A 13,965-nucleotide genomic window follows, 5' to 3' on the forward strand; every position below is an offset into this window, starting at 1 on the left:
GAGGATTTAATGGCGAATTTTGAGTTAAACAAGGAAAAGGGGAAAACAGATGTTTACGTATGTAGAAACAAGAATTATTGCTGAAAAAAGAAAACAATTAACTACTAGAATTAAAGAAATTATTACTGAGAGATTAGATTTAGAAATCGAACCGCATTTCATTACTGATGATCAGCCATTATTCGGAAGAGGCTTAGGGGTTGACTCCTTGGATGCATTAGAGCTATTTCTGGCAATTGAAGAGGAATTTGGCGTTGCGGTATATGACGAAAATATGGCAGTACTGGGTTCTATTAATAAAATTGCCGATTTTATTGAAGAAAATAGGGAGGATGATGTGCAGTGAAACCGATATTAAATGCAGATCAAATCCGAAATATCTTACCGCATAAATGGCCATTCCTTTTCTTAGATAAAGTTATTCAACTTGAGCCAGGAAAGAGTGGAATTGGTATTAAAAATGTAACAGTAAGTGAACCTTTTTTTGAAGGGCACTTTCCAAATGAATCAATTATGCCTGGAGTGTTAATTATTGAAGCTTTGGCACAAATGACTGCTGTTGTTTATGTTACAGGGGAACTAGCAAAAATAGATGCACATGGTGCATGTTCACCTAAAGTAGATCCGAGTTCATATGTGGGTTATTTAGTTTCTGTACGTAATATGAAATTTTTAAAACCTGTAGTACCAGGAGACCAGCTAGAATTACATGTCCAAATTGGAAGGTCTCTTGGATTAATCTCACAAGTGGAAATCTCGGCTTATGTAGATAAAAAGAAAGTTGCTACTGGCAGTATTCAAGTTTCTAAAAGAGTTGAGGAAATATGATTCATGGTATGGATGTTCAAGTTCGTGAGTGTACAGAGGCAGATAGTGAGAAGTTAGCCCACTTTTATAACAAATATCAATATGGTCCCATTAAATATGGGTATCCCTTAAATAAGCAAGATATTAAGCAATTATTTCGAGAGCGGAAGATACAGCTATATTTAATTGCTGAATATGAAAATGAAATTATAGCCAGCTTATTATTTTCTAGTTTATCAGGTCAAAGAGCATCAACTCCAGATGGAACCTGGGCAGGATTCTTTTTAATTCACCCAGAATTTCGTTCGGGAAATATACCAGATAAATTATTTGCTTATGCGATTAAAAATCTTATCCAACAAGATATTAAGTATATTGATACAGAAGTGAATCCGGAAGATAAAGTAGCCATGGCTCTCTATAAAAGAGTGGGGTTATATCAAACAAGTAGGTCGTATATAGACTATGATGGCTACTTAAATTTAAGAAGTTATTTACCTTATGTTATTACTTATCTATTAAATGCATTTGAACCAATTATTTCAAAAAGTGACCAAGATATATGGCTATCTAGAGGCTGGAAAACAGTTAGGGGATTGAAATCCCTACGTTCTATTCAGAGTAACGCCATAACAAGAAATGGAATTGAAGTTGTAAAGTATGCTATTAATCTTGGAGCAAAAGATGTGAATTGTTGGGTTGATATAAAAAGTGAAAAAATTACTGAGGTAGAAACAGAACAAGTACGATTTACTAGTTATATTTTAGAAGGAAACAATTTAATTGTTGGAGAAAAGATTCGCATCTGTTATGTATATGAAAACCATTTTCCAAATCCCATTGAAGCTAGTATTACATCGAGGATAGGGGAAGATTACTTAATTGATTTAAAGAAAACTTTTTACCCAAATAAAAAGTACGAGTGGGAAGAAGTTATAACAGTAACTAAGGAAATTGAGGGAGAACTTGTTACTAAGTTAAAAACAAAAGAACTAGAACTAACTGTTCATTTTGGAGTAACCATAGCAAATCCGTTAGAAATAAATGTTGCTAATTATCCTAAGTTAATTAATGGAAAAGAATCTGCATGCATCGTTAATGTAAAAAATAATTCTTTAGATAGATTAATTTACAAACTACTTATTCAACAAGGAAACTCGAAAATACTAGATTTTAAACCGCTAGAAAAACACCAAATCTGTATCATAGAGCCGGGTGAAATAAAGGATCATCCTATTGTATTGAATCCTAAAAAAATTGGTATCACTAATATGACACTTTCGGCTGTTAGTCATCAAAATAAGAATATTGGGGAATTAAAGGAAATAATTCCGATTCATGCGCATGGGAAAAATCATGTTTATGAAACAAAAGGATACTTAGTTCTAGAAAATCTGTATATAACTGTACAAATAAGTAAAAGTACTGGTTGTTTATATATATATGACCTTAGAAAGCAGCAATTATTGGTAAAAGAAGCATGGCCAGATTTAGACTATCCATTTTTAAATGCAGTAAAAGAACCGAAATTAAATGAGCTGTCATGGGAAATAAAATCTGATTCATGTTTTGAAATTATTCATGAGGCCACAAGATTAAAGAGAAGCATTTGTTTTTTGTCAGATAAGATAGTTCAAATAAATGATTTCGCACAGGAAGGAAAATATTTAAAGATATATCCTTGGTGCATGTTATATGATGCGAAGATGACGGTACCACTAAAAAGTGGGTTAGTTTCTAAACCTATGGTATATGGTGAGTATCCATATGCACTACATGACTATGAATTTGTAAATCAATTCGATCTACCTAGTCATCCAAACATGTATGAGCGAAATTATACATTGTTTGAATCGCAAAATATTAATATTGGATTCATATGGAAAGGAAATATAGAGCGTATCCTATTTGGATTAAGATGGATGCCAGCGGTAATATTTAAACGGAATGATAAAGAAAAATGTATAACAAAAACGCACTATTATACTTTATGTTCTCGTGATAGCAAAGATGAAGTGGAAGAAATCTATAACGATATTACTAATCATACATCCAAATTTATATCTAATAAGATTCCGTACTCAATTGAGACTGACCAATTTCATATTATAGATGAAAACGGGGAATTTCATATTCATGGAAGTCTAAAAAACTTATTTTCTTCCGTATTAAAGGGGAAATTAACATTGTTTTTCCCTCAGACATCTTACGAACAACAATTGTTTATACAAGACATAGAATCTATAAGCAATTTTAATTTTGAATTTAGTGGAAAGGTCAATTGGTCAAAAGCACATTATGCCGTACTCACGTATCAAGATGAATTAAATAGAAATGCGATAACTAAAAAAATATATCTATTCCTTAAAGGAAGAAATAAATTAACATATAGCGAAAAAAAACAAGAATATCTAGTTCAAAATAATGTACTAAATTTAAAGATTAAAGTAAACCAAAGTAGTAAAATAACAGAATTTATGTATAAAGATAAAGAGATTTTAAAAGAAAACTCAGTATTAAGTTCTTATAATTTTTTACCCGGTGTAATGATACCAACAGCTAATTCTTATACTCCAGATTGTAGGAAAGATTTGAGCATTAATTCAATATATCTCAATAAAAGTAATCAATCAGTAGTAGCGACGGAAAATACATATAAGGAATTTATTAATCGGATTTTCTGTCAATCTGATGAGTGGAAAGTTGAATATACAACTGTATATGATCTACCTGTCTTACAAATACAATTGAAAAGTCTACAGAAAGATAAAATGAAAACTAGTGTCTTTCACTTATTCTGGGAGAAAAAAGGAAAAACAAAAATTAAAAAGATGTATTATTGGCAGAATGGAGAGCAAAACACATTAATACCAAATGGCAAACAAAGAAAGATTTATTTAGATAATAAGGTAATTCTCGAATTATCTAATGGGTTATTTGTATCTATTTTAGCATTATCACATAGTACAAAATGTTTTATATACGAATGGCCCAAAAAAGGGATACAAATCGGAATATATGGTAATCAGAATGAATTTAATGATGGAGATATTCGCTTTAATATTGCAGTTGGAGAAACTTTACTTGATAGTGAATACTTTTCGCAAATTTTAGTAGAGGGGAATAAGACATGAAAGTATTGTTTATTGCACCTAGTCATTTTAGCATTGGTGAGTTGCATAATGCCTTATGTCTAGCTAAACAAATTCAAAAAGATGGGGAAGTTTATTTTTTAACAAGCGAAAAATTCTCATGGTATGCCAGTAAATCTGTAGCCAATGTTACATCGCTAACAAAGGGGCTAAGACAAAAAGAGGTTATTAAACAAATCAATAATTCATTTCAGCCTGATGCTATTGTTCTAGCTGATTACCATAATTTGTTTTTAGAGTCTCCAATTATTGATCTTGATTATCTATTAAACCTCCACATACCTTGTTTCTCTATTGATTCTTTAGCTTGGGGTAGTGAGGATCGATTATTAGAAAATAAACTTTTTAAAAATGCGAATTACAATAGCTTAAAAAAAAGGTCATTGATAGAACTACCTAAAATCCCTTCTCAATTTAAGCTAATTAGAACATGTCCAGTGAATAGTTATAAACAAGATAGTGAGAATATTATTTCTGTCAAATTATATAAAGAGGCTTTACAAATAGATGAAGAAATAAGAATGAAAATAAGAACACAACTAGGTTGTAGGGAACAAGATAAATTAATTATGATTGCGAAATCATCATGGGCCAACCTATTAGTAAAAATGAGGCTCATGGAGAAGAAACAGTACAATGATGCAAGGTTTAGTTATGAATATATATTACAAGAACTATTAAGCCTATATCTTCAGGACTTTCCAAGCGATACATGTATTAAATTAATTGGGGTTTCAGATGAGACCAAATTTGTTTCTATGAAAAATGGAGGAAAAATAGAATTTGTTTCACTACCATTTCTTCATTTGGAAGAATATGAGCAACTAATATTATCATGTGATTTATTTATCACTGATAATATTACATCCTGCTCAATGGGAAAAGCGGTATTTGGAAAAATACCTGTAATTAGTCTGGTAAACCATATGGAATATGAAGAATTAAAGACTCAAAGAGATAGCCATAATCCTACCTTAAGAAGCATTATAGAAAAATGGAATTATATAATACCTAATGGACTTTATCCATTTCTTGTATTTCCAAATGGATGGCATAAAGAATTAGCACCATTGATGGAGCAAAATGATTATTTTAAATGTGTGCATACTTGTGAAATGTTTGATTTAAAAGAAACTAGTCAAACCATATTTAATATGCTGTATAGCAAAACGGAGATTGATAAATTAAAGAAAATGCAACAACTGTATATAAATAATGTATGTAATCTACCGACAATTAAAGATGTGATAAAGAGAGAATTGGGGGCGCTTAATCATGAGTAATCAAATTAATGTACAAGAAGAAACTAATGAAGCATATGATGCAGTACGTAACGGAATTGGTGTAATAGATTTATCAGCAACAGGAAGAATTGTTGTAAAAGGGGAGGACCATGTAGAGTTCCTAGATCGTTTAGTTACGAAAGATATTATGTTTATGGAAGAAGAAACTACACTCTTTACCTTATTGTTACAAGAAGATGGGACTGTAATCGATTTAATTAATCTATTTAAAAATGAGGATTCTATTACAGTTATTACTACACCGCATAAAAAGGACACTGTACTAGCTTGGTTAGAAGATCAAAAGACGAACGGCATTGAGATTATAGATATAAGTCAAACACATTCTCTCCTTGGATTTGAAGGCCCTTATGCATGGAGATTAGCTCAACAATTTTTAGATTTCGAAATATCATCACTACCATTTCAATCATTTGTGTTAAATCAATTATTTGGAAAGGAAATTCTATTGGCAAGAACAGGTGTAACAGCAGAGTATGGTTATCAATTATTGTTTGAAAAATACTTGGAACCAATAGTGGTTGAAACCATAAATTCTTTTAAAGATGACGATATTAACTTAAAAAAAGTGGATTGGGAAACATTAGAGACGTTAATGTTAGAAATTCGACATCCATATTTTGAATTTAAACATTTAGAAGAACTAAATATTTTCGAAGCTAGTTTAGAATGGTTTATTGATTTTTATAAAGATGAATTTTATGGTAGAGAATCCTTAGAACAGCAATCGGAAGCTGGAGTTAATAAAAGAATTTTGGGATTCACGACAGGAATAGAGAGTCAAATTACAGTTAATGATGAGATTTTTATAGAAGAACAATTAATTGGTAAAGTTATTGAACTTAAAGAAAGTCCTGTATTAAACATGAGACTCGGGATTGCTTTATTAGAGGAACCATTTGCTGTTTCAGGAATTGGATTTTATGTGAAAAATAAAGAAAATGCTTTATATGAGGCACATACTCAGTCCTCACCATATATTCTACCTAAATCATGGTCAATCAAAATACTGTAAAGGTGATGGCATATGAACATGAATAATCAACGAATCGTCGTAACTGGCATGGGAATTATTTGTTCAAACGGAAATAGTGTAAAAGAATTTTGGGATAATATCAAATCTGGGAAATCTGGTATTAAAGTAATCCAAAATATCGATATGGCTGAAATGGTAACAGATTATGGTGGAGAGATTGAAAACCTTCAGGTAGATGATTACTTCTTTAAGGATGAAATAAAGGATATGGATCGCTGTGGAAAATTAGGTGTCATGGCGGCAAGAGAAGCGGTAGAAAACGCAAAATTAAAAATAGAAAACTTTAATCCATACCGAATTGGAATATCATTAGGCACATCTTTAGGAGGCATGTTGAGCGGGGAAGAATTTCATAATCAGTGGATTAAAGATGGAATTGAAAAAGCAGATGGAACGTTACTTTTTAAGTATCCAATCCATACTCCCTGTGACAATATTACTCGAGACTTAAAAATAAAAGGGCCAAAAATGATTATTTCGAATGCATGTGCCGCTGGTACAAATTCAATTGGATTTGCGCTAGATACAATTCGAAATAACAAAGCAGATATCATGATAACCGGTGGTGTAGATCCCTTATCTAAATTGTCAATGAGTGGTTTTAATAGTTTACAAGCACTAGCACCAACGCCTCCTTCGCCCTATAGCAAGAGTAATGGCGTGGTAATCGGAGAAGGTGCAGCTATTCTTGTTTTGGAATCCTTAGATCATGCGGTTGAAAGAGGTGCAAATATCCTAGCTGAAGTAGTGGATTACGATTTATCTTCAGATGCATATCATCAGACGGCACCAGATCCGGGCGGGGAAGGTGCTTTGAGATCCATGCGAGGTGCTTTAAAGAAAGCCAATATAGATGCTAAGGAAGTAAGCTATATCAATGGACATGGTACAGGTACACCAGCAAATGATGTATCAGAGCCAAAAGCAATTCGCACATTAATTACTGAAAATAAGACACCAGTTTCTTCAACTAAATCAATGATAGGACATATGTTAGGAGCCGCAGGGGCGGCGGAAGCGGTAACAAGTATTCTTGCTATTCAACATGGATATTTACCTCCAACTATAAACTTTGAAGTTGAAAGTCAAAAGTTTAATCTAGATTTTGTACCTAACATAGGTAGGGTAAGTGATTTGAGTTATGTACTATCAAATTCATTTGCTTTCGGTGGAAACAATGCAAGTATCTTATTCTGTAAGTACAATGAGAACCTTGAGTTATCAGCGGCAAAGGAAAAGCTAATTAAAGAAAAAAAAGTCGTAATTACTGGTGTAGGGGGACTTGCTGGGAATTCTTCAAACCTTCAAGAAATTAAAGATTGTATGTTTAAGGGAAAGAGTGGTACCTCAAAGATTAAACAGTGGAAAGACAATGCTAAGTGCATACAAGCCGGGAAAATACCAGAACAAAACTATCGAAGGCTAATACATCCTAATTTATTAAGGAAGATGGATTCAATTAGCAAACATGCAGTATTGTCAGTGAAAATGGCTATAGAAAACGGGAACTTAAAGATAGATAAAAATAATAGGGACAAGATAGGAATTATTTTTGCAACTGGTACAGGACCAGTTGGAACGGTAGAATCATTTAACCGAATTATTATCCAAGAGGGTGTTAAGGCCGCCAATGCTAAATTATTTCCAAACACAGTTATGAACGCAGCAGCTGGACATATTTCATTAAACTTTAAAATAAAAGGGCCTACTTCAACTATTTCATGTGGCGGGGTTTCTGGTATTAGTGCACTATACTATGCCTATGCCATGATTCAATCTAGTGATTATGACACATTCATTGTGGTAACGGCAGATGAAGTAAATAATCCAATAATAGAGGGACACTCAAAAATAAAAAGATACTTAACAACTGAGAATATAAGTCCTTTTGATTGTAATAATAGCGGTACCATACTTGGTGAAGGGAGCGTTGCCTTTATTGTAGAAAGTGAGGAGGCAGCGTTAAAAAGAAATGGTAATATTTTAGCTGAAATTAAAGGTTTTGGGTTAACATCTGATGATAGTAAAATAGGGGACTTAAATCATCTAGGAAAGGCATGGGAGGAATCTATGCGTTTAGCAATGAAAGAGGCGATGATTTCTCCAGGAGAGATAGAATATATTTGTGCAGCTGCCAATGGTCATAAATATTTTGACCGTATTGAAGAGAGAGTTATAGAACGTATATTCGGAAACGGAGCTCCTGTTAGTGCCACAAAATCTATCTTTGGGGAAACTCATGCAACTGCAGGGCTTCTTTCTCTCATTAGTGTAATATGTGCATTTGATGGTGAAATACCAGCTACGCAAAATGTAAAGAGTCATAGAGGAAGAATAGATCTCGTCACAGAAAATCCTCGTAAGGCTCCGGTGAGCAATGCCTTAATTAGTACATATTCTTATGGTGGTAATTATAATTCTGTTGTAATAGGAAAATATTTAAATTAATTATTTATGTAGGAGGCCACTTTTATCAAGTAAGTATCGGTCTCCTGCATAAAAAGCTATATAGTTTTTAAAGCTTAAGCTTTTAATTGAGCATATCAGAAAAACTATGAAGGAGCACAATGCCATGAAAGGTATCATTCTTGCAGGTGGGAGCGGTACTAGATTGTACCCCCTTACCCAAATTGTATCAAAGCAATTATTACCTATCTATGATAAACCCATGATTTATTATCCTTTATCAGTACTAATGTTGGCGGGTATAAGAGAGATACTAATTATTTCAACGCCACAAGATATTAATAAATTTGAGCAAATGTTAGGTGATGGTTCAAAATATGGAATTACCCTTTCATATACTGTTCAGCCTTATCCAGAAGGTATAGCACAAGCATTTATTATAGCTGAGGAGTTTATTGGAAATGATAATGTAGCTTTAATCCTTGGCGATAATATCTTTTATGGTCATGGACTAACAGAATTACTAGAAAAGGCTGTTAAGAAGACTAGGGGAGCTACAGTTTTTGGTTATTATGTCAATGATCCAGAGCGCTTTGGGGTAGTAGAGTTTGATTCTAAAAAGCATGTGATTGATATCATGGAAAAGCCAAAGGAACCAAAATCAAACTATGCAGTAACTGGTCTGTATTTTTATGATAAACGTGTGATAGAAATAGCAAAAAACATTAAACCATCTAATCGTGGGGAATTAGAGATAACAGATATAAACAAAGAATATCTTGAAATGGGAGAATTAGAAGTTGAATTATTGGGAAGAGGCTATGCATGGCTGGATACAGGTACACACGAATCATTATTAGAAGCAGCACAATTTATAGAAACAATTGAGAAAAGACAGAGTTTAAAAGTAGCTTGTTTAGAAGAAATTGCATTTAAAAAGAAATATATAACCAAGCAACAACTATTAAAAATAGCAAATTCGGTAAAGGAAAATCAATACAGCCGATATTTACTAAGTGTTGCCCATCAATAGCATTTAAATGAATGGAGAGAGAAGAATGCGTAAAATTCATACAGCATTAGATGGTGTTTTTATTATAGAGCTTGATAAATGCAGTGACAAACGTGGTTACTTCATAGAAACATGTAACAAGAAAAAATTTGAACTTTTAGATTTACAGGGAGACTTTGTACAAGATAATCAATCATTATCTGTTCACACAGGCACGATACGTGGGCTGCATTATCAGTTGAATCCTAAAGCCCAAATGAAGGTAGTGAGCTGCATTTCTGGTTCTATTTACGATGTAGTGGTAGATATCCGAAAAGGCTCTCCAACGTATGGGCAATGGTTCGGAACAATTTTAAGTGAGTATAATAACCGTCTACTTACCGTTCCTAAAGGGTTTGCACATGGTTTTTGTACTACAGAACCTAATACTATTGTCCAGTATAAAGTAGATGAGTATTATTCACCTAACCATGAAGGCGGAATTCTATGGAATGATGAAACGATAGGGATTTTTTGGCCAACTAATCAACCAATTTTATCAGAAAAAGATAGAAAACTACCTAGTTTAAAAGATACTAATATCAACTTTGTTTATGGAGATGATTTTAATTGAAATTATTAATAACGGGTGGGGCAGGATTTATTGGTAGTAATTTTATTCGGTATATGTTAAAGAAATATCCTCAATACCAAATTGTAAATGTAGATTTATTAACATATGCAGGAAATTTATCTAATTTAAAGGAAGTATCATTAAATCAAAATTATAAATTCATCAAAGGGGATATTTCAAATGAAATATTCATAGATAAGTTATTTAAAAAAGAGAAATTTGATTATGTATTAAATTTCGCAGCAGAATCTCACGTTGATAGAAGTATTAAAACTCCCCATATATTTGTCCAAACTAACATATTAGGTACACAAGCCTTATTACACTCAGCATATAAAACAAAAGTGAAAAAGTTTGTACAAATTTCTACAGATGAAGTATATGGGACATTATCTCAAACGGGTGCATTTACAGAACATACAATAATAGCTCCTAATAGTCCTTATAGTGCAAGTAAAGCTAGTGCAGACTTAATGGTACGAGCGTATCATGAGACATTCGGTTTACCTATGAATATAACTCGTTGTTCCAATAATTATGGTCCCTATCAGTTCACGGAAAAATTAATACCATTAACAATAACTCATGCATTAAATAATAAAAATATTCCTCTATACGGTGATGGATTACATATAAGAGATTGGCTTCATGTAGAGGATCACTGTGTAGCTATTGATTTAGTTCTGCATGGTGGAGCAGATGGGCACATTTATAATATCGGAGGAGATAATGAATATACAAATCTAGATATTGTACAAAAAATACTCAAATTCCTAAATAAAGATCAATCGCAAATTACATTTATCTCAGATCGCTTAGGACATGATAGACGTTACGCCATGGATGCTACTAAGTTGAAAGAAGAAATAGGTTGGAAACCACAATATCTATTTGATGATGGACTCACTCAAACAATTAAGTGGTATATAGATAACCGTACGTGGTGGGAATGAATTTTATTAGTTAAAAATTACATAAGTTAAACGAGGAATTTTAAAATGAAGATACTGATAACGGGAGTAGAGGGGCAACTAGGACAAACTTTAATACAAGTTCTCAGCAGAACACATCATGAGCTATATGGTGTGAATCGAACCACGTTAGATATTACAAATAAAATAAGAGTTAGCTCTTATCTTGATAGTTTAAAGCCAGATGTAATTGTACACTGTGCAGCATTTACAAATGTAGATGGGGCAGAGAAAAATAAAGGACTGGCATATGAAGTAAATGTATTAGGTACCAAGTATATTGCTCAAGCTGCAGAAAGAATAAAATGTAAATTTGTATATATTAGTACGGATTATGTGTTTAATGGTGAAAAGCATACACCATACAATCTTGTGGATCGTCCTAATCCATTAAATATATATGGAGAAACAAAATTGGCTGGAGAACATTTAGTAACAAAATACACGAATAATCATTTTATTATTAGAACTTCGTGGATATTTGGAAATGGAGAAGGTCACTTTATCGCTAAGATAAGAAAAATAGCAAATCTATACGGTGAAGTCCGCGTGGTATCTGACCAGTTTGGTTCACCTACCTATGCACTAGATTTAGCAAATTTTATTGCAGAGTTAATAGAGACGGATCAATACGGATTATATCATGTGACAAACGAAGGAATGTGTTCATGGTATGAGTTTGCAGTTGAATTTTTTAAAGACTTTAATAAAGACATCAATATAATTCCTTTAACGACGGAAGAATTCCCGCAAATAGCCAATAGACCTAAATATTCAGTGTTAAGCAAAGATTGCATTATCCTGAATGGATTAAAACCATTAAGACATTGGAAAGAAGCATTAAAAGAGTATAAGGAACAATTTAATAGTAGATAATCATCTTAAATTTTTAGAAATTTTTTCGATTACAAAGTATTAACTGTAAAATAAAAAACCACTACTTAAAGTAGTGGTTTTTTATTTTACAACTATACATTAAATTGTAACAAAAGCCATTATACATTCGCTGAAAGATTAACAGTACAATTACTATTTTAGCATATTTACATTCAAATAAATGTTCCAATCTAGTGAACTTTCAAACTCAGTTTGATGAAAAAACAAAAAGGATAAAAATCCAGACATGAAAGCGCTGTTAATAACCGGGATTTTGTGGTAAATTTTAGGTATGATATATTAGGGGGGACTAATGTGTTATTAAGTGATGTTGATATAAAGAATGAGCTTATAGATGGTGAAAATTTAATGATTTATCCTTTGAAATTGGAAAATATCAAAGGCAGCTCTATAAATTTAACAGCGAGTAAATATGCTTGGAGGGTTTCAGATGGCCATTCAGCTGTAATAAATAATAAAATTATAATACCGGCTAATGAAACTGTTTGTATTTATACTGAGGAATCTTTTTGGGTCTCAAGAAGAATTGGTGGAACTTATCATTCTAAAGTATCGCAAGTTTCAACAGGCTTAGGACATATTTCTACTACATTAGATCCTCAATGGCTAGGGTTATCTTTAATTGCTGTTCATAATCACACCAAAGAGCCAAAAGATATTACTATCGGAAAAACATTTGTTTCAATCATGCTTAGTTATTTATATACTCCTGCAACAAAAGGGAAAAATGAGAACGCTGCAAGTAGACAAGATCTTTCAAGTGAATTTAAATTGAAAGATGAAGATAAGGAGTTTTTAAGACAAGATATCTTTAGATCATATGAAGGTTTGAAGAATGCAATGATAAATTCAGAGAATTATAAAATCCTTAAGAGAGAAAGGGATGAAGTGCTTAAGGAACAAAGGGAAAAAATACAAAACCAGAGGGAGCAGAAAAAGGAATTTAGGCAGACGTTTTGGTTTCCTTTATCTGCAGCGTTAATAGGAGCAGTAGTTGGTAGTGGATTATCTACGATACTGGCATACATATATTTAAAATAGCTATGATTTTTGATTTTTTCTGTTTAAATAGGTAAAGACCAATTAATATAGAATTGCATTAGCGCATAAAAAAATTTAGTCCTTTTGCTTTATTAATATTATGGGGAATTTAAAGATAGAATTTACAATATTGTCAAAAGTAAATCAATATCGGAATTAAGAGTAAATTATTTGACAATGGAGCACATTAATGATGAAGAATCATTAGCAAGAGCATTAGGTTTTCAAAGAACAGATAGAACTTACGAAGAAGAATCCAGAAATGTGTCCGTTATTGGTGTTGGAGTAATGTCTGACCCTGAACAAATAAAATTGAAATTTCCTTTTAGGCTTTCTGCTGTTGCAAAACAACTGGGTTTAACACATTGGGTTTATGCTAACCAACTTATAGAAACTGTGGCACAACAAACTGGTGTTAATATTAAAGAAAATAGTAATAGATATCATTTTGATATTAGCGTAGTAGACAACGAGCCTCAACATAGGTATTCATCTGATACAGTAGAGTTACTCAACAAAGTACTTATTAAAGAACCTTATTCAGTATATGATAAAAATAATAATCTTGTACAACCTGTATTAATTAAAGAAAATCTAAAACATAAACAACTAGATTTACAGCTTTAAAATATATAGATGAGGCTCATTTTCTATTTAACTTAATAAAAATATGAGCCTTTAAAATATGAAAATGAAATAAAAGAGAATACTGAGTAATAAAATAAT

The 13,965-nt window shown here is 32.2% G+C and carries 12 protein-coding genes; all 12 read left to right on the top strand.

From position 1 onward, the window contains the following. The first annotated feature begins 49 nt into the window (after positions 1–49). The 12 genes from MRP26_RS27665 (at position 50) to MRP26_RS27720 (ending at position 13,866) form a co-directional block, all read left to right on the top strand. Positions 50–346, top strand: coding sequence for an acyl carrier protein (locus MRP26_RS27665; RefSeq protein ID WP_061660225.1), 297 nt, complete (start codon positions 50–52; stop codon positions 344–346). Beyond that, positions 343–828 (top strand): 3-hydroxyacyl-ACP dehydratase FabZ, encoded by a 486-nt coding sequence (fabZ, locus tag MRP26_RS27670; RefSeq protein WP_242807243.1) that lies wholly within the window; start codon positions 343–345, stop codon positions 826–828. Before MRP26_RS27665 ends, fabZ begins: the two co-directional genes overlap by 4 nt. Beyond that, positions 825–3,941, top strand: coding sequence for a GNAT family N-acetyltransferase (locus MRP26_RS27675; RefSeq protein ID WP_242807245.1), 3,117 nt, complete (start codon positions 825–827; stop codon positions 3,939–3,941). Before fabZ ends, MRP26_RS27675 begins: the two co-directional genes overlap by 4 nt. Beyond that, positions 3,938–5,242, top strand: coding sequence for a DUF6365 family protein (locus tag MRP26_RS27680; protein ID WP_242807247.1), 1,305 nt, complete (start codon positions 3,938–3,940; stop codon positions 5,240–5,242). Before MRP26_RS27675 ends, MRP26_RS27680 begins: the two co-directional genes overlap by 4 nt. Continuing rightward, positions 5,235–6,278, top strand: a complete 1,044-nt coding sequence (locus tag MRP26_RS27685) for an aminomethyl transferase family protein (RefSeq protein WP_242807249.1) — start codon at positions 5,235–5,237, stop codon at positions 6,276–6,278. Before MRP26_RS27680 ends, MRP26_RS27685 begins: the two co-directional genes overlap by 8 nt. A 12-nt stretch (positions 6,279–6,290) precedes the next feature. Further along, on the top strand, positions 6,291–8,747 hold the full coding sequence (locus MRP26_RS27690; RefSeq protein WP_242807251.1) for a beta-ketoacyl-[acyl-carrier-protein] synthase family protein: 2,457 nt from the start codon (positions 6,291–6,293) through the stop codon (positions 8,745–8,747). Positions 8,748–8,871: 124 nt separating this feature from the next. Continuing rightward, positions 8,872–9,738, top strand: a complete 867-nt coding sequence (gene rfbA, locus MRP26_RS27695; protein ID WP_098210630.1) for a glucose-1-phosphate thymidylyltransferase RfbA — start codon at positions 8,872–8,874, stop codon at positions 9,736–9,738. Positions 9,739–9,763: 25 nt separating this feature from the next. Beyond that, positions 9,764–10,330 carry a dTDP-4-dehydrorhamnose 3,5-epimerase gene (gene rfbC, locus MRP26_RS27700; protein ID WP_087965097.1) on the top strand — a complete coding sequence of 189 codons (567 nt, stop codon included), beginning with the start codon at positions 9,764–9,766 and terminating at the stop codon, positions 10,328–10,330. Then, positions 10,327–11,283, top strand: a complete 957-nt coding sequence (gene rfbB, locus MRP26_RS27705) for a dTDP-glucose 4,6-dehydratase (protein ID WP_242807253.1) — start codon at positions 10,327–10,329, stop codon at positions 11,281–11,283. Before rfbC ends, rfbB begins: the two co-directional genes overlap by 4 nt. A gap of 45 nt (positions 11,284–11,328) precedes the next feature. Beyond that, the gene (gene rfbD, locus MRP26_RS27710; RefSeq protein WP_242807255.1) at positions 11,329–12,177 is read left to right on the top strand and encodes a dTDP-4-dehydrorhamnose reductase; all 849 of its coding nucleotides are present in this window, start codon (positions 11,329–11,331) and stop codon (positions 12,175–12,177) included. Between the two features lie 315 nt (positions 12,178–12,492). Next, positions 12,493–13,239 carry a hypothetical protein gene (locus MRP26_RS27715; RefSeq protein ID WP_242807257.1) on the top strand — a complete coding sequence of 249 codons (747 nt, stop codon included), beginning with the start codon at positions 12,493–12,495 and terminating at the stop codon, positions 13,237–13,239. Between the two features lie 171 nt (positions 13,240–13,410). Continuing rightward, entirely contained in the window at positions 13,411–13,866 is a 456-nt protein-coding gene (locus tag MRP26_RS27720) for a hypothetical protein (RefSeq protein ID WP_242807258.1), read from the top strand. The last annotated feature ends 99 nt before the right edge of the window (positions 13,867–13,965 follow it).

The sequence above is a fragment of the Bacillus sp. CCB-MMP212 genome (assembly GCF_022748145.1).
GTDB lineage: Bacteria > Bacillota > Bacilli > Bacillales > Bacillaceae_G > Bacillus_A > Bacillus_A cereus.

Excerpts from the sequence above, each read along its gene's own strand:
- MRP26_RS27665 (WP_061660225.1), top strand. The coding sequence starts at position 50 with ATGTTTACGTATGTAGAAACAAGAATTATTGCTGAAAAAAGAAAACAA.
- MRP26_RS27675 (WP_242807245.1), top strand. The coding sequence starts at position 825 with ATGATTCATGGTATGGATGTTCAAGTTCGTGAGTGTACAGAGGCAGAT.
- MRP26_RS27680 (WP_242807247.1), top strand. The coding sequence starts at position 3,938 with ATGAAAGTATTGTTTATTGCACCTAGTCATTTTAGCATTGGTGAGTTG.
- MRP26_RS27685 (WP_242807249.1), top strand. The coding sequence starts at position 5,235 with ATGAGTAATCAAATTAATGTACAAGAAGAAACTAATGAAGCATATGAT.
- MRP26_RS27690 (WP_242807251.1), top strand. The coding sequence starts at position 6,291 with ATGAACATGAATAATCAACGAATCGTCGTAACTGGCATGGGAATTATT.
- rfbA (WP_098210630.1), top strand. The coding sequence starts at position 8,872 with ATGAAAGGTATCATTCTTGCAGGTGGGAGCGGTACTAGATTGTACCCC.
- rfbC (WP_087965097.1), top strand. The coding sequence starts at position 9,764 with ATGCGTAAAATTCATACAGCATTAGATGGTGTTTTTATTATAGAGCTT.
- rfbD (WP_242807255.1), top strand. The coding sequence starts at position 11,329 with ATGAAGATACTGATAACGGGAGTAGAGGGGCAACTAGGACAAACTTTA.